Annotated in this window: 18 protein-coding genes; 17 read left to right on the top strand and 1 reads right to left on the bottom strand. The window is 34.5% G+C overall.

Annotated features, from left to right (window positions below; genetic code table 11):
* Nucleotides 1–22: 22 nt before the first annotated feature.
* The 17 genes from FGM02_RS13815 (at nt 23) to FGM02_RS13735 (ending at nt 19,495) form a co-directional block, all read left to right on the top strand.
* Nucleotides 23–1,939, top strand: a complete 1,917-nt coding sequence (locus tag FGM02_RS13815; RefSeq protein ID WP_139959071.1) for a DUF349 domain-containing protein — start codon at nt 23–25, stop codon at nt 1,937–1,939.
* 51 nt (nt 1,940–1,990) lie between these two features.
* The gene (locus FGM02_RS13810; RefSeq protein ID WP_166461187.1) at nt 1,991–2,566 is read left to right on the top strand and encodes a pseudouridine synthase; all 576 of its coding nucleotides are present in this window, start codon (nt 1,991–1,993) and stop codon (nt 2,564–2,566) included.
* A gap of 114 nt (nt 2,567–2,680) precedes the next feature.
* Nucleotides 2,681–4,258, top strand: a complete 1,578-nt coding sequence (locus FGM02_RS13805; RefSeq protein ID WP_139959067.1) for a sulfatase — start codon at nt 2,681–2,683, stop codon at nt 4,256–4,258.
* 279 nt (nt 4,259–4,537) lie between these two features.
* Nucleotides 4,538–6,433 carry a 3-keto-disaccharide hydrolase gene (locus tag FGM02_RS13800; protein ID WP_139959065.1) on the top strand — a complete coding sequence of 632 codons (1,896 nt, stop codon included), beginning with the start codon at nt 4,538–4,540 and terminating at the stop codon, nt 6,431–6,433.
* A 15-nt stretch (nt 6,434–6,448) separates the two neighbouring features.
* Nucleotides 6,449–8,401: a plastocyanin/azurin family copper-binding protein gene (locus FGM02_RS13795; protein ID WP_139959063.1), complete on the top strand. Its 1,953-nt coding sequence runs from the start codon at nt 6,449–6,451 to the stop codon at nt 8,399–8,401.
* A 326-nt stretch (nt 8,402–8,727) separates the two neighbouring features.
* Nucleotides 8,728–9,588, top strand: a complete 861-nt coding sequence (gene hisG, locus FGM02_RS13790) for an ATP phosphoribosyltransferase (RefSeq protein WP_139959061.1) — start codon at nt 8,728–8,730, stop codon at nt 9,586–9,588.
* Between the two features lie 76 nt (nt 9,589–9,664).
* Complete coding sequence (gene hisD / locus FGM02_RS13785; protein ID WP_139959059.1) at nt 9,665–10,951, top strand: histidinol dehydrogenase; 1,287 nt, start codon at nt 9,665–9,667, stop codon at nt 10,949–10,951.
* A gap of 13 nt (nt 10,952–10,964) precedes the next feature.
* The gene (gene hisC, locus FGM02_RS13780) at nt 10,965–12,005 is read left to right on the top strand and encodes a histidinol-phosphate transaminase (RefSeq protein WP_139959057.1); all 1,041 of its coding nucleotides are present in this window, start codon (nt 10,965–10,967) and stop codon (nt 12,003–12,005) included.
* A gap of 44 nt (nt 12,006–12,049) precedes the next feature.
* Nucleotides 12,050–13,189, top strand: coding sequence for a bifunctional histidinol-phosphatase/imidazoleglycerol-phosphate dehydratase HisB (gene hisB / locus FGM02_RS13775; RefSeq protein ID WP_139959055.1), 1,140 nt, complete (start codon nt 12,050–12,052; stop codon nt 13,187–13,189).
* Nucleotides 13,190–13,261: 72 nt separating this feature from the next.
* Entirely contained in the window at nt 13,262–13,843 is a 582-nt protein-coding gene (gene hisH / locus FGM02_RS13770; protein ID WP_139959054.1) for an imidazole glycerol phosphate synthase subunit HisH, read from the top strand.
* A gap of 70 nt (nt 13,844–13,913) precedes the next feature.
* Nucleotides 13,914–14,639, top strand: coding sequence for a 1-(5-phosphoribosyl)-5-[(5-phosphoribosylamino)methylideneamino]imidazole-4-carboxamide isomerase (hisA, locus tag FGM02_RS13765; RefSeq protein WP_139959052.1), 726 nt, complete (start codon nt 13,914–13,916; stop codon nt 14,637–14,639).
* Nucleotides 14,640–14,704: 65 nt separating this feature from the next.
* Nucleotides 14,705–15,460 (top strand): imidazole glycerol phosphate synthase subunit HisF, encoded by a 756-nt coding sequence (gene hisF, locus FGM02_RS13760; protein ID WP_139959050.1) that lies wholly within the window; start codon nt 14,705–14,707, stop codon nt 15,458–15,460.
* A 60-nt stretch (nt 15,461–15,520) separates the two neighbouring features.
* Complete coding sequence (gene hisIE / locus FGM02_RS13755; protein ID WP_139959048.1) at nt 15,521–16,117, top strand: bifunctional phosphoribosyl-AMP cyclohydrolase/phosphoribosyl-ATP diphosphatase HisIE; 597 nt, start codon at nt 15,521–15,523, stop codon at nt 16,115–16,117.
* 29 nt (nt 16,118–16,146) lie between these two features.
* Nucleotides 16,147–16,524, top strand: a complete 378-nt coding sequence (locus tag FGM02_RS13750) for a hypothetical protein (protein ID WP_139959046.1) — start codon at nt 16,147–16,149, stop codon at nt 16,522–16,524.
* Between the two features lie 105 nt (nt 16,525–16,629).
* The gene (locus tag FGM02_RS13745) at nt 16,630–17,547 is read left to right on the top strand and encodes an MbnP family protein (protein ID WP_139959044.1); all 918 of its coding nucleotides are present in this window, start codon (nt 16,630–16,632) and stop codon (nt 17,545–17,547) included.
* 3 nt (nt 17,548–17,550) lie between these two features.
* Nucleotides 17,551–18,618, top strand: coding sequence for a cytochrome-c peroxidase (locus FGM02_RS13740; RefSeq protein WP_166461186.1), 1,068 nt, complete (start codon nt 17,551–17,553; stop codon nt 18,616–18,618).
* Entirely contained in the window at nt 18,581–19,495 is a 915-nt protein-coding gene (locus FGM02_RS13735) for a transporter (RefSeq protein ID WP_139959042.1), read from the top strand. Before FGM02_RS13740 ends, FGM02_RS13735 begins: the two co-directional genes overlap by 38 nt.
* A 67-nt stretch (nt 19,496–19,562) precedes the next feature.
* Here the strand turns inward: FGM02_RS13735 and FGM02_RS13730 are convergent, their stop codons facing one another.
* On the bottom strand, nt 19,563–20,255 hold the full coding sequence (locus tag FGM02_RS13730; protein ID WP_139959040.1) for a porin family protein: 693 nt from the start codon (nt 20,253–20,255) through the stop codon (nt 19,563–19,565).
* Between the last annotated feature and the right edge of the window lie 126 nt (nt 20,256–20,381).

Genomic DNA, 20,381 nt, shown 5'->3' with positions numbered 1-20,381 from the left:
AAGGAACTTTAAACACAGCAAGATGTTAGACAATTCGAATGAAAATTCTCAAGAACCCAAAGAAGTAACACCAATTGAAAATACCGCTGATAGCACTAGCGAAAATAAAGTTGAAAATGCGGCTGAAGTTTCAGAAGCAATAGAAAAAGAAGCTACAGCAAAAGTAGTGGAAGCCATTGAAGATAAGGTGGCTGCAGATTCAGAAGACTCTGAAGATAAAGAAACAGTGCCAGAAAAGGATTTTCAATCTATGAGTCTTGAAGAACTTGTTGCCGAATTAGGTGCTTTGTTAAAAGACCAAAAAGTACAAGCCATAAAAAGCAATGTGGAGTCTTTAAAGAAAGTCTTTGATGCAAAATTTGGCGTTTTATTAGCCGAAAAAAAGGCAGCTTTTCTTGCGGAAGGTGGAGAGTCTATCGATTTTCATTATGCAAGTCCTATAAAAACTTCGTTTAACGACTTGATTGCGGAATATAAAAATAAAAGGAAAAAGCATTATTCCGATTTAGATTCACGTTTAAAAGAAAATTTAAACAAAAGAATTGAAGTCATTGATGAGTTGAAAGACTTGATTGAAAAGGCTGATTCTACGACAATGTATAAGGAGTTTAAGACCTTGCAAGATCGTTGGAAAGCAATTGGCCCTGTTCCTAGAACTAAATACAACAATACCTGGCGTAATTACCACCACCATGTAGAGCGTTTTTACGATTTATTGCATTTGAATAACGATTTGAGAGAATTAGATTTTAAACACAATCTTGAAGAAAAAATAAAAATTGTTGAAAAAGCTGAAGCCTTAACAAAGCTTGATGATGTGGGGAAAGCTTTTAAAGAGTTGCAAGAACTTCATAAATTATGGAAAGAGGATATTGGACCTGTTTCAAGAGAATTTAGAGAAGAGGTTTGGCAAAAATTTAGTGCCGCAACAAAAATTATTCATGATAAAAGAGATGCTTTTTACGAAGGACAAAAAGCAAAATATGATGAGAATATTCAATTAAAATTAGCGGTTATTCAAAGTTTAGAAGCTTTTGACGTTTCAGCAAATAAAACACATTCTGATTGGCAAAAAAGTATTAAGATTTTTGAAGCCAAAAGAGAGGAATTCTTCAAAATAGGAAAAGTCCCTAGAAATAAAAGTCAAATTATTTGGGATCAATTAAAAGCTGCTACAAAAAAATTCAACCATAATAAGAATGTTTTTTACAAAGAGTTGAATAAAGAACAGCAAACGAATTTAGAGAAAAAATTAGCTTTGGTGGAGTTGGCAGAATCTTTAAAAGATAGTGAAGAGTATGCAACAGCTACCCAAGAAATGAAACGTATTCAGGCAGAATGGAGAAAAATTGGTCATGTGCCTAGAAAATTTTCTGATAAAATTTGGAAACAGTTTAAAGACGCTTGTAATCATTATTTTGACAGAATTCATAAAATTCAAGACACTGGATCGAATGAAGAAATTGAAGCTTTGGCAACAAAAAAAGAATTTTTGTCTCAGTTAAATGCGGTAATTGGAAATGAAAATATCAAGCTTGAAGAAGTGAAAGCTTATATTGAAACTTGGAAAAATATAGGAAGAGTTCCTAGAAAAGAAAAAGGAATTGACAATGAGTTCAATGCAGTTATAGAAAAACTGTTTAAGCAATTATCCATTGAAGGAGATGAGTTGGCTTTGTTGAAATATAAATTATCTATTGATGCTTTGGTAGCAGCCAATAACACAAGAAAATTGGATAGCGAAGTCACTTTTCTGCGTAAAAAAATTGACGAAGTCTCTAAAGGTATTCAGCAATTAGACAATAATATTAGTTTTATTGCCAATGCAGACGAAACGAATCCTTTGGTAATCAATGTTAGAAATTCCATCAAAGAGCAATCTAAAGAATTGAATCTTTGGAAAAGTAAATTGACCTATATTAGAAGCTTAGCTGTTTAAGCGTTTCAACTTTTAAATACACAGCATCCATATTTTATGGATGCTTTTTTTATGGAAAAACACCGCCATTTTATCATACATAAACCTTTTGGTTTTATTTCTCAATTTGTAAATAACAAAACACGCAAAAAACGTTTGTTGGGCGAACTGCATCAATTTCCTGAGGGAACAATGGCTGTGGGTAGATTAGACGCCAAATCGGAAGGGCTTTTATTTTTGACAACTGATGGGAAATTGAGCGATACTATTTGTAGCAGCAAAGTGTCTAAAGAATATTATGTACAATTAAATGGTGAAATTACTACTGAAGCAGTTGCGGAATTAGAAAGCGGTGTAGAAATTGGTTTTGAAGGAAAACGCTATGTTACCAAACCATGTTCAGCTAAAATATTATTAGAAGCACCTGAATTTTCAGAACGTTCAAAAAAAATTAGAGACGACCGGCATGGAAAAACGAGCTGGGTGTCTATAACAATAAATGAAGGGAAATTTCGGCAAGTCCGAAAAATGACTGCTGCAGTTGGTTTCCCTACTCTTAGGTTGGTAAGAGTTAGAGTTGGAAATGTACAGCTAGAAAATATGGAAATTGGAGCTGTGGAAGAAGTTACAGAATTTAAAGTGTTCTAAATACATTTATTTTAAGCTTTTATTTCTATTTTGCAGTCCCTTAGAAAATGGATTGTTTTTTTAGAAAAAAGGAATCATCTTCTAGTAATTTAATTAATTTATTTCCATCGAATTATGAGGATATTTATATCGATTTTAGGTTTGTTTTTTTGTGCGTTATCATGTACAACAGAAAAAAAAGAAACAGCGAAAAAGCCCAATGTAGTTTTTATTTTGGTAGATGACTACGGGGCAAATGACACGAGCTTTTCAGGTAGTAAGTTTTACGAAACTCCAAATATTGATGCTTTGGCAAATCAAAGTATGGTGTTTACTCAAGGTTATGCTGCTTGTCGCGTGTGTAGTCCATCAAGAGCTAGTATTATGAATGGTCAGTTTACGGCCCGACATGGTATTACCGATTGGATTGGGGCAAAAGCAGGTGAAGAATGGAGAGAACGCAAACGTTATGATAAATTGTTGCCAGCAGAGTACAAACGTAATTTAGCATTGGAAGATGTAACCTTGCCGGAAGCAATGAAAGAACAAGGCTATGCTACTTTTTTTGCAGGTAAATGGCATTTAGGTGATGAAGGTTCGTATCCAGAAGATCATGGGTTCGATGTAAACAAAGGAGGTCATCATCGTGGAAGTCCTCCAGGTGGCTATTTTTCACCTTTTGGAAATCCTAAATTAAAAAACAAAGTAGACGGAGAAAATCTTTCTATGAGATTGGCTAATGAAACGGTTGATTTTATGAAAGCAAATTTAGACAAACCGTTTTTTGCCTATCTTTCTTTTTACGCGGTTCACGGACCTATTCAAACGTCAAAAGATAAGTGGAGTAAATACCAACAAAAAGCAAAGGCAAATGGTGTGGCAGAAAAAGGGTACCGTCAAGAACGTGTTTTACCTATTAGAGAGGTGCAAGACAATCCTATTTATGCTGGTTTAGTTGATGATATGGATGCAGCTGTGGGTCGTGTTTTAAATTCATTAAAAGAATTAGGTTTGGATAAAAACACCATTGTTGTGTTTACTTCAGATAATGGAGGAGTTGCTTCCGGAGATGCTTTTTCTACGTCAAATCTACCCTTAAGAGGCGGGAAAGGATATCAATGGGAAGGCGGAATTAGAGAGCCTTTTTTTATCAATGTTCCTTGGTTGCAGCATAAGGCAACTAAAAATAATTTCCCTGTAATGGGTACCGACTTTTATCCGACTATTTTAGATTTGGTAGGGGCGGATTTAAAACCTGAAGCACATATAGATGGTGTTAGTTTAAAACCTATTTTAGAAGGAAAGACTTTAGAAGAGCGTCCGTTGTATTGGCATTATCCTCATTATGGAAATCAAGGAGGAGAGCCTTCTTCTATTGTTCGTTTAGGTGATTGGAAGTTGATTCATTATTACGAAAGTGATTCCAATGAATTGTACAATTTAAAAGAGGATGAATCAGAACAAAATAATATAGCAGCTGCGCGTCCTGAAAAAACAAAAGAGCTTCATGCAAATTTAATGAATTGGTTAAAAAGTGTAGGAGCTAATTTTCCAAAGAAAGATGAATTGTATGATGAAAAAGTAGCAGTGAAAATTAGAACGGCTAAAAATAAAAGATTGATAAAATCTTTGGAGAAACAAAGAATGCGTTTCTTAGAAGATGATTTTGATCCTAAAAATAATTGGTGGGGAAGTATGGTCACCAAAGATTAACATGTTTTAAGAATTGTATAGTTGGCATGTTGGTTTTTGTAGGTTGAAAAATTTATTGAAATTGTATCGCAACTACAAGTTATAAAATAGTTGTAAAAAACGCAGTATTTAATAGAATTTTATTAAATGCTGCGTTTTTTTTAATTGACTAGTTTTAATCCATGAATATTTGTAAAATAAGCCAGTTGTTTGATAAAAAGAAACATATGAGTTATTTACTCTTGTTAATTGCGCATACATTTGTCTTGAACTAAAAATTAAAACTAAATCTATAAGTATATGAAAAATAAGTTCTTTGTGTTTTTAATAAGCACAGTGCTATTTTCTTGTGGTGGTGAAACAAAGCCAAGTCAAGAAAAAAAAGCGAAAAGTAAAAAACAAACTACATTACCGTTTACCCATATCGATTTGAAAGATATGAGGGCTTTTGCTCCAGTGACAGGAAATTGGACTATTTGCGGAGACGCGTATGTAGACAGGTCTAAAGAAAAAACAATTGTAGGTGAAAAAGGAACAGGAGTTTTGGTCAATATACCCGGTGCAAAAAAAAGAGGGCATTTAGTGTCTAAATTTCAGCATGGTGATATTGAAATTGAATTGGATGTGATGATGCCTGTAAAATCGAATTCAGGTATTTACTTTCAAGGTCGCTATGAAGTACAGTTATTTGATAGTTGGGCGGCAAAGAAAATAAAGTACAGTGATATGGGTGGAATATACCAGCGCTGGGATAAAACCAAAGAAAAAGGAAAACAAGGCTATGAAGGTCATGCGGCAGACGAAAATGCAGCGAAAGCGCCAGGTTTATGGCAGCATTTTAAAATTATTTTTCATGCACCAAAGTTTGATGCCGAAGGAAATAAAACTGAAAATGCATGGTTTGAAGAAGTCCGATTGAATGGGGTATTGATTCATCAATGGGTAGAAGTTACTGGACCAACACGAGCGGCTAAATTTGCAGACGAAAAAGCTTTAGGGCCTTTAATGATTCAAGGAGATCATGGACCTGTGGCTTTAAAAAATATCAAGTATAAAGTATACGACACGCAAAGAATTCAGGTTTCTAAAAGTACAGCCAAGGTATATGACAATCCTAAAAGGGATAACAAAGTAACTGCCTTGCTTAAAAAGCCAGCTATTGAAGAAAAAGAAGTGGATTATATTTTACCAACGGAGATTGTCGCTCACAACGATCAAAAAATAATCAAGTATTCTGGAAATTTAGTGATTCCAACATCGGGTAATTATTTGTTTGATTTGGCAGTGAATGGCGGTACTACTTTGGTCATCGGAAAAGATACTATTTTAAATGTGAACGGAAATTCTAAAATGGACAATGTTGTTTATTCAAAGGCTAATTTAACAGCTGGAACTTTGCCTTATACTTTAATTTATAATAAGAATGTTTCTTGGAAAAGAGGTTTTGAATTGTTTGTTGAAGGGCCTAAGATGCAACGTTTTTCTGTTCAATACAAAGAAGAAACAAAAGCTAAAAAGAAAAAAACAATGCGTTTTTTAGTGGTTGAACCTACAAATAAAACAGTGGTTCAACGTAGTTTTTTAAATCATAAAGAAACTAAAAGAACCCATTGTATTTCTGTGGGATTGCCAAATAAATTAAATTATTCTTATGATTTGGAAACGGGTTCTTTATTGCAAGTTTGGAGTGGAGGTTTCTTAAATGCAACACATATGTGGCATTCGAGAGGAGAGCATCAATTAGGCGTTCCAGAAGGTGCTTTGGTATTGATGCATGGTACTTTAGATTTCGCATATTTAGAAAATGAAAAAGCTGCTTGGCCTTCTAAAGTGACTGATGCAATGAATTTTGTTCAAAAAGGATATGCTTTAGATGCAAATGGAAATCCTGAATTCACCAATGAATTGAACGGTGCTACTTTTACAAATCGTTTTTCTTGCCCAACGGAGTCTAGAGGATTTGTGCGTACTGTTGGCATAAACTCAACGGAAGATGTGTGGCATAAATTAGGCGCTGGAGAAAAAATAACGCTACTGCCTGATGGAAGTTATTTGATCAATAACGAGAGCTTTTTTATTGATTTTTCAGGGAATGAAAATTTAAAACCAATCATTCGTACACAAGGTGGTTTGCAAGAGTTGATCGTTAACATACCAGCGGGAATTCAAAAAATCACGTATAGCATCATTTGGTAAACTAAAAAGAAAGACATGAAAAGTATAAATAGAACAATTGCAGTACTGTGTATTTTATTGATAAATCAAATGGGATTTGCACAGAAAAATACCGCTATTTCAAAAAAAGAATCAGAATTTTATAAAATTATTGATGTGCCTATTCCTAAAGGAGTGGTTTTGGAAGTCGGTGGATTGGCGCTAACAGATAAAGATAAATTAGGGGTTTCTACAAGAAGAGGTGAAGTTTGGCTGATTGACAAACCGTACAGTCAAAAACCTGTTTATAATAGATTTGCATATGGAATGCATGAGGCGTTAGGTTTGGCTTATAAGGACAATGGATTCTATTTGTCGCAACGAGGGGAGCTGACAAGACTTGAAGATACGAATAATGATGGGGAAGCAGATTTGTACAAAACAATTTATTCTTGGCCTTTGTCGGGAAATTACCATGAATATTCTTACGGACCTAAGCTGGACAAAAATGGTGATATGTATGTAAACTTAAATCTATCTTGGAAAGGTGGGGGTAAAAGTTTGGCAAAATGGAGAGGTTGGTTGTTGAAAATTACACCTCAAGGCGAAATGTTTCCAATTGCAACAGGTTTGCGTTCTCCAGCCGGTTATGCTGTGAGTCCGGAAGGAGCTATTTTTTATACGGAAAACCAAGGAGACTGGGTTGGTTCTGGTAGAATGACTCATTTAGAAGAAGGAGATTTTGCAGGACATCCATCGGGTTTAAAATGGACGGATGATCTGAAGTCACCTTTAAAATTAAAACCTTCAGATATTGAAGAATTTTCTGGGCTGAGTTTATATGAGTACGCGAAAAAAATTCCTGAATTAAAGGCACCCGCTATCTGGTTTCCTCATACTATTTTGGGAATTTCTACTTCTGATATGTTGTACGACACAACAGGTGCTAAATTCGGACCTTTTGAAAACCAAATTTTTGTTGGTGATCAAGGACATAGCAAAATTATGCGTGTTTTTATGGAGAAAATTAATGGTGTGTATCAAGGAGCTTCCTTTCCTTTTAGAGAAGGTTTTTCTTCAGGAATATTAAGAATGATTTGGGGTAGTGATCATAGTATGTTTGTTGGTATGACCGCAAGAGGATGGAGATCTTCGGGAGGTAAAGATTTTGGTTTACAGCGTTTGGTTTGGACCGGAAAAACACCTTTTGAACTTAAAGCAATTAAGGCGCAAAATGATGGATTTATAGTTGAGTTTACAAAACCTGTAGATCAAAAAACAGCTTCGGATCCAGCGTCCTATAAAATGGCAACTTTCAATTATACCTACCATGTTACTTATGGCAGTCCAATTGTAGATCAAGAAAAAGCCATGATTCATAAAGTAGAAGTTGCTAAAGACGGGCTTTCTGCTAAATTAACTGTGCACGGAATGAAATTAGGGTTTATTCATCAGTTGACTGCTGCGGGTGTCAAAGCTAAGTCAGGAGAATCCTTGTTGCATGATACCGGTTATTATACTTTGAATGAAGTACCGGGAGGGAAATTGAAATCAATGTCGATGAAAATGAAAAAGTCGAACAAAAAAATAGTGCAACCAAAACGTGTTACTAAAATGCCTACCGATTGGAACGGGAAATACGACAGAGAAATTTCTGTAGGAACGGTTCCAGGTTTGAAATTTGATTTTAAAGAATTGGTGGTGAATAAAGGAGAAAAAATTCAGTTAACCTTGAATAATAATGACGATATGTTGCATAATTTAGTTATTACAAAACCCGGAAAATCTACAGCAGATAAAGTAGGAAATATGGCGCTGGAGTTAGGATTGGATGGTGCCGACTTGAATTATGTGCCAGATACAGATTTGGTTTTGTATCATACAGGAATTGTTGGACCAGAAACTTCAGAAAGAATTTTCTTTAAAGCTCCTGAAAAACCGGGAACCTATTGGGTATTGTGTTCTTTTCCAGGGCATGCAAGTATGAGAGCTAAATTAATTGTTAAATAATTTATTCCAGAATTAAAATAAAAAAGCGGTTTTGAAAGAAACCGCTTTTTTTAGAAATAGGTATTTTAAGGAAGAAAAAAAATCCTTAAAAAAACAAAAAAGGACTTGCACTATTTTTAATAAAATTACTATATTTGCGACGTTAAATAAATAGACATGTATACAAATAAATTACATCATCATCATTCTCAAACTTGTGATCAATCGAGCTAGGAATGTTATGTAATTTATAAACATATTTTCAAAAACCCGTTTGAGCAATTCAAATGGGTTTTTTTCGTATAAATCAAATCATTTACAATTGCTTAAACACAATTAAAAACAAAATGACAAAATTAAAAATCGCCATTCAGAAATCAGGAAGATTAAACGAAGATTCCTTGAAATTATTAAAAGATTGTGGAATATCAATCGACAATGGTAAAGACCAATTAAAGGCTTCAGCTCGTAACTTTCCAGTGGAAGTATTGTATTTAAGAAACGGAGACATTCCTCAATATTTAAGAGATGGAGTTGTAGATGTTGCCATTCTTGGAGAAAATACTTTGGTTGAAAAAGGAGAAGAATTAGAAATTATTGAGCGTTTAGGATTTTCTAAATGTCGCGTTTCTTTAGCCGTACCAAAAGAATTTGAGTACACAGGTATTCAAGATCTTAACGGAAAACGTATTGCAACGTCGTACCCAAATACGGTAGAAAAATATTTAAAAGAACAAGGAATTACCGCAGAGCTTCACATTATCAATGGTTCTGTAGAAATTGCTCCGAATATTGGTTTGGCAGATGCTATTTGTGACATCGTTTCTAGTGGAAGTACCTTGTTTAAAAATGGTTTAAAAGAAGCTGTTCAAATGTCGGTTAGTGAAGCTGTTTTAACGGCGGGTCCTAATTTGTCTGCTGACAAAAAAGCTATTTTAGATACCATTCAATTTAGAATTCAATCCGTTTTAAGAGGACAAAATTCTAAATATATTTTGTTAAACGCACCAAACGACAAGGTTGAATCAATTATCGATATATTACCAGGAATGAGAAGTCCTACCGTTTTGCCATTGGCAGAAAAAGGATGGAGCTCAATTCATACGGTTGTTTTAGGAAAAAGTAAGTTTTGGGACATTATTGAAGAATTGAAGGCTAGAGGAGCAGAAGGAATTTTAGTTGTGCCTATTGAAAAAATGGTTTTATAATAAATGAGTAACAAGTAATTAGTATAGAGTATAAAGTACTCAATACTTAAGGCTTACTACTTAATACTGATTTGAAATGGAAATAGTAAAAAATCCTGCAAGAGAAAATTGGGCATCTTTAACACAAAGACCCGCAAAAAAAGCAGCTGATTTAGGGAAAATTATTTCAGAAGTTTTTGAAAACGTTCAAATGAACGGAGATCAAGCTTTGAAAGAGTATACCTTGAAATTTGATAAAGTCAAGCTTCAAAATTTGCAAGTAACTGAAGAAGAAACCCTAAAAGGGGTGGCTCAGGTTTCTGAAGATTTGAAAGCTGCCATGGATTTGGCCAAAGAGAATATCAAAATTTTTCATGCTTCTCAATTTATTTCTAAAAAAGTTGTAAAAACAAGTCCGGGAGTAGAATGTTGGCAGGAAATGCGGCCTATTGAAAAAGTAGGTTTGTATATTCCGGGGGGGACAGCTCCTTTGTTTTCAACCATATTAATGTTGGGAATTCCGGCGAAACTAGCAGGGTGTAAAGAAATTATTTTGTGCACACCTCCAAGTGCTGACGGTACAATAAACCCAGCAATTTTGTATGCTGCTCAATTGGTCGGTGTTACCACTATTTTTAAATTAGGTGGGGTGCAGGCCATTGCGGCCATGACATATGGAACGGAATCTGTACCTAGTGTTTATAAAATATTTGGACCTGGTAACCAGTTTGTAACAGGGGCAAAACAGTTTGCTTTAACACAGGGGGTGGCTATTGATATGCCTGCAGGTCCTTCAGAATTAATGGTAGTTGCAGATCAATTGGCTTTGCCAGAATTTGTCGCTTCTGATTTGTTATCGCAAGCAGAACACGGTCATGATAGTCAGGTAATTTGTTTGGCAAATACGGTGGAATCTTTAGAAGCTATTCAGAAAGAAGTAGCTGCTCAGTTGGAAGTATTGCCAAGGAAGGAAATGGCGACAAGCGCTATAGAAAATTCTCAGTTTATTTTAATTGAAAACTTAAAAGATCAAATTGACTTTATCAATGACTATGCTCCTGAGCATTTAATTTTAAATGTTGTCAATGAAGACTTGTACTTGGATAGAATTATGAGTGCGGGGTCTGTTTTTATAGGACCGTATACGCCAGAAAGCGCTGGTGATTATGCGTCAGGAACCAACCATACTTTACCTACAAACGCCTATGCACGTATGTATAGCGGTGTAAATATGGATGCCTTTACAAAGAAGATTACCTTTCAAAAAATATCAGAAGAAGGAATTCAATTTATTGGACCTGCCATTGAATTGATGGCGGAAGCGGAAGGTTTAGAAGCTCATAAAAATGCAGTGACTTTACGTTTGAAAAATTTAGAAAATTAAAATCAAGACAAAAATGTCATTTGATATACAAAAAATAGTAAGAGAAAATATCGCCAAGTTGAAAGCGTATTCTTCTGCTCGTGATGAGTTTGAAGAGGCTACGGCAGATATGGTTTTCTTAGATGCTAATGAAAATCCATTTCAAAATGGCGTCAATCGTTACCCAGATCCAAGACAACAAAGTGTCAAAGATTTGTTGAGCAATTTAAAAGGTATTCCGACCAACCAAATTTTATTAGGAAATGGTAGCGATGAAGTTTTAGATTTAATTTTTAGAGCTTTTTGTGAGCCTAAAGAAGACAATGTTATCTTTTTGCCACCTACCTACGGAATGTACAATGTCTTGTCAGGCTTAAATAACATAGCGACCAAAGAAGTATTATTATCTGAAGATTTTGATATTCGAGTAGAAGAAACATTAGCCGTTGCAGATGCACATTCAAAAATTTTATTTTTGTGTTCTCCAAACAACCCTTCAGGAAATGCTTTTTCAGAAGAAAAAATAAAAGCAATTGTAGAAGGCTTTCACGGAATTGTTGTTATTGATGAAGCCTATGTTGATTTTTCTGCAAAAGAAAGTTGGTTGAGAAATTTAGTGAAATACCCAAATTTAATCATTACGCAAACCTTGTCAAAAGCATTTGGTATGGCAGGTATTCGTTTGGGGATTTGTTATGCATCTGTTGAAATTATAGAAGTTTTAAACAGAATTAAGCCTCCTTACAATGTCAATGAATTAACACAACAAAGAGCAAAACAGCGTTTGTTAGCATTTGATGAAGTTCAAGTTGAAATTGAAAATATTTTAGCAGAAAGAACCAAATTGATCGCAGCCTTGCAAACGGTAAATTATATTTCTAAAATTTACCCATCTGATTCAAACTTTGTTTTGGTAAAAGTTGATGATGCCAATAAACGCTACAATCAGTTATTAGAAAAAGGAATCGTAATTAGAAACAGAACGACACAAGCTTTGTGTGAAAATACCCTAAGATTAACGGTAGGGACTTCCATAGAGAATGAAAAATTGATAGAAGCGTTAAAGACGATTTAGAATTATGCTAGTAGCCAAAAGCTAGTAGCCAAAAGCATAAAAAAATGAAGAAAGTACTTTTTATAGATAGAGATGGAACATTAGCCATTGAACCTCCTATAGATTATCAATTGGATAGTCTTGAGAAATTAGAATTTTATCCAAAAGTATTTCAATACATGGGTAAAATTGCTGCTGAATTGGACTATGAATTGGTGATGGTTACCAACCAAGATGGTTTGGGTACGGATTCTTTTCCTGAAGAAACTTTTTGGCCTGCTCAAAATAAGGTGATTGAAGCTTTTAAAAATGAAGGTGTTGTGTTTTCTGATATAGCAATTGATAAAACCTTTCCTCACGAAAATGCACCTACACGTAAACCTAGAACAGGTTTGCTAACAAAATACATCAATTCTGAAGCTTACGATTTAGAAAATTCTTTTGTGATTGGAGATCGTTTGACGGATATTGAATTGGCAAAAAATCTTGGTGCAAAAGGTATTTACATTAACAATGTGGATGGTTTGGCAGATGAGGAATTGTCTGTGAAAAGAGCCGAATTGGACGACGTAATTGCTATCGAAACTACAGAATGGAAAGCTATTTATGAGTTTTTAAAACTAGAATCTCGTACAGCTGAAATTACTCGTAATACCAATGAAACTAAAATTTATATCAAATTAAATTTAGATGGTTCGGGTCAAAATGATATTTCTACAGGAGTGAAATTTTTTGATCATATGTTGGATCAGATAGGACGTCATGGTTCTATGGATTTAACGGTAAAAGTGGACGGAGATTTAGAGGTTGATGAACACCATACAATTGAAGATACCATGATTGCCTTAGGGGAATTATTTAGCAAAACTCTTGGGAATAAATTGGGAATTGAACGTTACGGCTTCTGTTTGCCAATGGATGATTGTTTGGCGCAAGCAGCGGTAGATTTTGGAGGGAGACCTTGGATAGAATGGGATGCGGAATTCAAACGTGAAATGATTGGTGATATGCCAACTGAAATGTTTTTCCACTTATTCAAATCTTTTACCGATGGTGCCAAGTGTAATTTAAATATTAAGGCGGAAGGCGTCAATGAACATCATAAAATTGAAGGAATTTTTAAAGCATTTGCAAAAGCAATGAAAATGGCTGTAAAACGCGATGCTAATAAAATGTTTTTACCAAGTACAAAGGGAGTGTTATAAAACTAGCTTATGGCTTTTGGATGTTAGCTGTTAGCTAGTAGCAAAAGGCAAAAAGCTAATAACTAGTAAAAAATGAAAATAGTTATAATAAATTACGGAGCAGGAAATATTCAATCTATAAAATTTGCAGTGCAAAGGTTAGGACATGAAGCTGTTTTAAGTAATGATATTGAAGAAATAAAAGCAGCCGATAAAGTAATTTTCCCTGGTGTTGGAGAGGCAAGTAGTGCCATGAAAATGTTGAAGGAATCTGGGTTAGATACACTAATACCTTCTTTGAAACAACCCGTTTTAGGAATTTGTTTGGGCATGCAGTTAATGTGTCATTCTAGTGCCGAAGGAAATACAACAGGTCTGAGTATTTTTGATGTTGATGTCCTTCGTTTCGACAATGAGGTAAAAGTTCCTCAAATAGGATGGAATCAAATTGCTGATTTGAAATCGGCTTTGTTTTCTGGAGTGAATGAAAACGAATTTGTGTATTTGGTTCATAGTTTTTATGCACCGCTTTGTAAAGAAGCAATCGCTACAACAACCTATGGTTTAAAATACGCTACAGCTTTGCAAAAAGATAATTTTTATGGAACCCAGTTTCACCCTGAAAAAAGCAGTAAAACAGGAACACATATTTTAAAGAATTTTCTAGAATTATAAATAAGCCTTTGGTTATTTTCTTTTAGCTGTTTGCTAATTGCTTAAAGGCCAATCGCGAATAGCTAAAAAAATGAGAATAATACCAGCAATAGATATCATAGACGGAAAATGTGTACGTCTTTCAAAAGGAGATTACAACACGAAAAAAATTTATGGAGAACATCCTCTAGAAATGGCGAAGCAATATGAAGCACACGGAATAGAACATTTACATTTAGTAGATTTAGACGGTGCTAAAGCAAGTCATATTGTCAATCATAAAGTACTGGAAGAAATTGCCACAAAAACAAGTTTAAAAATTGATTTTGGGGGTGGATTGAAAACAGATGAAGATTTACGTATTGCTTTTGAATCTGGAGCAGGACAAATTACAGGTGGAAGTATAGCGGTTAAAAATCCTGAAGTTTTTAAAAGTTGGCTGACAAAATTTGGTGCGGATAAAATTATTTTGGGTGCTGATGCAAACAACGAAAAAATTGCGATTAGTGGTTGGTTAGAAGAATCGGATGAAGATTTGATTCCTTTTGTACAAGCCTATATGAAGGATGGTGTTTCTTATGTTATTTGTACAGATATTGCCAAAGATGGAATGCTAGAAGGTCCTTCTTTCGACTTGTATGAAAAAATGTTGAAGCAACTACCAGGCGTTAAATTAATTGCCAGTGGTGGTATTTCAACTTTTGATGAGCTACCAAAATTAGCTGCTTTAGGCTGTGAAGGTACTATTGTGGGAAAAGCGATTTATGAAAATAAAATCAGTTTGAAACAATTAGAAAACTATATAATTAAAAATTAGCTTTTAGCTATTTGCAGTTAGCTCTTTGCTAAAAGCCTATAGCCAATGGCCAAAAGCCAAAAATAATGTTAACAAAAAGAATAGTTCCTTGTTTGGATATAAAAGACGGAAGAACCGTTAAAGGTGTAAATTTCGTCGATTTAAGAGATGCTGGTGATCCTGTGGAATTGGCAAAAATTTACGCTGATACGGGTGCCGATGAATTGGTGTTTTTAGATATTTCGGCAACAGAAGAAAAACGGAGAACCTTACATGATATGGTGATGCGTGTGGCTGCGGCTATTGATATTCCGTTTACCGTTGGGGGTGGAATTTCTTCTATTGAAGATATTGACGACTTGCTACATGCGGGGGCTGATAAAATTTCTATCAATTCTTCAGCAGTTAAAAATCCACAATTGATCAATGATGCTTCTGCTAAATTTGGCGCACAATGTATTACAGTGGCTATAGATGCCAAACAAATTGATGGAGATTGGATTGTACATTTGGTAGGAGGAAAAGTTCCAACTGAACTGAATTTATTTGAATGGGCGCAAGAAGTTGAAGAAAGAGGTGCAGGAGAAATCTTGTTTACGTCTATGGACCACGACGGTACCAAAGATGGTTTTGCCAATGAAGCTTTGGAAATTTTATCGGAATTGGTAAATATTCCGATCATTGCTTCTGGTGGTGCTGGAAATATGCAACATTTTGCAGATACTTTTATCAAAGGGAAAGCAGATGCAGCATTAGCAGCTAGTGTATTTCATTTCAAAGAAATTGACATACAAGATTTAAAAAAGGAATTGAAAAAGCAAGGAATTACAATAAGAATATAAGGTCAATTGTGCTAATAAATATAAGATAATCCTATATTTGCACTTTCAAAAATAAACACAATGAAGATAGATTTTTCTAAAGACAACGGATTGGTTCCTGCAATTATTCAAGATGCAACAACAAAAAATGTTTTGATGTTGGGCTATATGAACCAAGATGCTTATGACAAAACAATGGAGACAGGTAAAGTCACTTTTTTTAGTCGAAGTAAAAACCGTTTGTGGACGAAAGGTGAAGAAAGTGGAAACTTTTTGGAATTGGTAAGCATTGCAAATGATTGTGATGATGATTCTTTATTGATCAAAGTAAACCCAGCGGGACCAACGTGTCATACTGGTGCAGATACTTGTTGGAAAGAGGAAAATGTTTCTTCTTATGGTTTCTTTTCTACCTTGGAAGATGTAATTACGGAAAGGGTTGCCAACAAGGATACAAAGAAGTCGTATGTGGCGAGTTTATTTGCTAAAGGAATCAATAAGGTAGCACAAAAAGTAGGGGAAGAAGCTGTAGAAACAGTGATTGAAGCGATGGATAATAACGACGAATTGTTCTTGTATGAATCTGCAGATTTGTTATTTCATTACTTGATGTTATTACAAGCAAAAGGCTTTACTTTAAAAGATATTGAAAACGAATTGAAAGGAAGACATAAATAAAAGCGATACTTCGTTAGTTTAAAAATTTCATGTTTAAAAAATTTATAGTCATAATTTTATTGACAGTTCTTTCTGTTAGGCCGGCATATTTTGCGGGCTATTTGATGTACTATGAAACTCATTTAAGTGAAATTATAGAGAAGTATTGTGTTAATAAAGACAAACCCGAATTGCAATGTAATGGTAAATGCCATTTAGCAAAAGAACTAAGTGTTTTATCTGAAAATACAGATAATCAAGATGCAACTTCGGTCAGTGTCATTGCTTTCTTTCCGGTGTATTATTATGAAATTACAGATACTTATAAGCCATTGAACTTTATAGAGGTTCTCGATTCTTATAAGGAGTATGCAGGCACTTATAATTACTTAGTTAGTGCTAGGGTTGACAAACCTCCTATTGTTTAATTTTTAATTGAAAAGGCAATAAAAACGCCTGTTTTATACATATTCATTTTAAGTAATGGCTATGCATAACCCTCTATTTTATATTAAAAATTACACAACATAAAAATGAAAAATTTTAAATTTTACCTTTTAGCAGCTTTTGCTGCCCTAAACTTAATTTCTTGTAACGATAATGATGATGCAGATGAGCAGGTGTCTGAAAACAAAGTGGATGCTTATATTCAGTTTGAAAATGTTTTCAGCGATCATGACTTTAATTTAAATCACGATTATACAAGCGCAAACAACGGTGTATTAAATATTACCGCTTTAAAATACATGATTACAGATATTACTTTTTACGGAAGTAATGGAACTGCTGACTATACAGTGCCAACTCAGGAAAGTTTTCATATAATAGATGCCTCTTGTGAAGCGACAGACTATAAATATTTAACAGGAATACCTGATGGAACGTACAACAAAATTTCGTTTAGATACGGAGTTAGCGAAGAAGTTTTTGAATTAGGGACAGAAGCACAAGGAGATATGTTGGTTGCAGCCAATGAATTTGGAATGAATTGGGGTTGGACATCTGGCTATCAATTTTTAAAGTATGAAGGCTCTTATGCTGGTAATGCAGCCAATACTTTTAAAGTGCATAATGGAAGTCATGGGAGTAGTTCTACAGGCCATGGAACGGCGAATAAATCGGTTACGGATGCACCAAGCAGAATAGACAATAGCAAATTAATAACTTTGGCTTTTAGCAACGATGCTGACATTTTGGTAAGTGACAATACGTCTCCGAAAGTACATTTAAAGATAGACGTTGCCAATATTTTTAACAGTACAAACCTGATTGATATTTCGGAAGGTAATATCATTATAGATGCACATAAATCTCCAAAAGTAGCAACGAATGTAGCTACGATGTTTTCTGTAGATCATATACACGGTACTACAGCAGTTTTTGATATACCTGAAAATGAGGGATGCGGTTCAGCAAATCCGAATGAGGAAACTACAGAACACGATCATTAAATTATGTTCAAGCAACTTATAATGCTTAGTATAGGCCTTTCTATAGTTTCTTCCTGTGTGAATGAAGGTATAGAAGGCTCCTATATTAAATTTGAAAAACCCATAAATTTTCCTGAACCTACCTACGATTTTTCTGTGAATGAATTTACCCAAGAAAAATTTGAATTAGGCAAACGATTATTTTATGAAGGACGACTATCTGCGGATAATAGCATTTCTTGCGGTTTTTGTCACAACCAAGCACAAGCATTTACACATCACGGTCACGATTTAAGTGCGGGTGTTGGTGGTACCGAAGGAACAAGGAATACACAGCCTATTCAGAATTTGGCTTTTATGAATGATTTTACCTGGGATGGTGCAATTCGTCATTTAGACTTACAGCCTTTAGTTCCTATAGAGTCTCCTTTGGAAATGAAAGAAACAGTGAGCAATGTTTTGGGAAAATTACAAGCAGATGCCAGTTATGTTTCTGATTTCAAGAAAAGTTTTGTAAAAACAGATTCGGAAAGTCATATTGTAAACTTAAGAACCTTAACGCAAGCTTTGTCACAATTTATGAATGCGCTGGTTTCTTCAAATTCTCGTTACGATCAATATGTACGAGGAGAAGCAATGGAAGTTCCCTATTCCGAAGAAGAAAAAAAAGGATTGGCAGTGTTTAACGAAAAATGTGCCAGTTGTCATGCCGGAGAATTGTTTACCGATCAAAGTTTTAGGAATAATGGTTTGGGGGTCAATTCTAAGTTTCCCGATGAATTGGGAAGAGGTAGAGTGAATGATGAAGATAATGGTGTAAACAGCAGCGATTATTACAAGTTTAAAGTGCCTAGTTTGCGAAATGTATGGATTACTTATCCTTATATGCATGATGGTAGATTGGCTGATTTAGATGCGGTTTTTGAGCACTACAATTCGGGAGTTGTAGAAATGGCAACCTTGGACCCTACTTTAAAAAATGGCGAAGTCTTAGGAATACCATTGTCGGAAACAGATAAAACAGAATTAAAATATTTTTTAAAATCATTAACAGATGAAACGTTTATCAACGACAGCCGTTTTTCAGAATAAGTGCGCACTACTTTTACTTGTGTTATTTACAAGTAACCAAATATTTGCCTGCGATGTATGCAGTTGTGGCTCTTCAAGCAGTAGTAGTTTTGCCAATGGAATTAGTGGTAGTTTTCTCGGACTATCTTACAATTATATGCATTTTGTGTTTAAGGAAGGAATTAGTACCAATAGTCCTGAAGGGAATGATTATATCAATTCAATCGCTATAACCGGACAATACCAAATTTCAGAACGCATACGGATAAATGCCATGGTGCCGTATCGATTTAATTATAGAAGAAATTCTAGTCATGAAGCGATTGACAATAGTGGTTTGGGAGATATGAGTGTATATGGCTTGTACAGTGTTTTAGCAAATGAAAGTGCACATAAATTAAGAATAGGAGCAGGCTTAAAAATGCCTACAGGTAGGTTTAATGAAAATAGCACTTCGGCTAATAATACTTCGGCTACACAATTGGGAACAGGAAGTTGGGATGTTATATTTCCGGTACAATATGAATATACTATCAAAGATTTTTCTTTGAATTTTGGTGCTGTTTATTTTGTAAAGAATAAAAATGAAGCAACTTTTAAATTCGGAAATCAAACCCAATTAAATTTGGGAGTTTCTTATGCCTTTTCTTTGAATGACCGCTTTATTTTGGCGCCTTTGGCAGGCATTAATTATGATTCTTTTGCGGCTACAGAACAATACAATATAAAAGATGAGCGTACCTCAGGATTTATGAGCAATGCAACTATCGGTTTGCAATTTCAAACTGAAAAAATGATTATAGGTATCAATTCTCAGCTTCCTTTAAAACAGAATTTGATAGAGAAGGAAGTTCATTTTCAACAAGGAGTTTCACTGTATACTTATTGGCGATTTTAAGCTTAGTTAAAAGCAAAAAAAAAGCTATCAATTTAAATTGATAGCTTTTTTTTGAGATTATTTATTCTTAGAACTTATAAGAAAGTCCAATAATAATTTGATTTGGTTTTTGACTTCCCAAAGCTTCACCAATAGCAAGGATAGCTTCTTCGTCAGACAAACCACTTAAGTTTTCTTTCGGATAGTTAAAGCCTGTTTCAAAACGAACATCAAGTCCTAATTTCCATACTTCAACACCAACACCGATAACGGCACCTACAGAAATTTCTTGATCGATTGTATCGTCAGTTTCACTGTAGCTAATAGCAGCAATAGAATTTGTTGCTTTCGACTTTAATAAATATTGGAAGTTAGGTCCAAGAAATATATTTCCGAATTTTAAAAATTTAAGTCCTAATAAAACTGGCACATCAATTTTATTGATTTCATACGAAGAGTTCGCAACTCCTTCAGGAATTGTATTTCCTTGGTAGGTGAATTCTGGGTATCCAATGCTGTAATCTGTAGATAAACTTGTATAGTTTATTTCAGGGCGTACATACAAACCAACCACAGGCACTTTTACGCGTAACCATGCTCCAAAATTGTAACCGCTACTTTTTTCTGTATTTAAAGAAAAACCAGAAGGAACTTCAACATATTTAGAAGCTTCACTGTTTAAATCAATATTCATACCTCCTTTAACACCAAAGCTAATTTGTGCGTTGGTAAATTGGATTGCTGCAACAGCTAGTGCAATCGAAAAAATTATTTTTTTCATAATAAATTAATTTTAGTTTCGGTAAATATAAAAATTATTTTCTTGCAATTACTTTTTGAACAGCAGCAACAATTGCTTTATCGTTTAATCCGTATTTTTCCATCAATTGAGCAGGAGTTCCAGATT

Origin of the sequence: Flavicella sediminum (assembly GCF_006381105.1) — a bacterium.
Taxonomy (GTDB): domain Bacteria; phylum Bacteroidota; class Bacteroidia; order Flavobacteriales; family Flavobacteriaceae; genus Flavicella; species Flavicella sediminum.
Note: the sequence above shows the minus strand (reverse complement) of the source record. Positions and strands in the feature narration are given on the sequence as shown.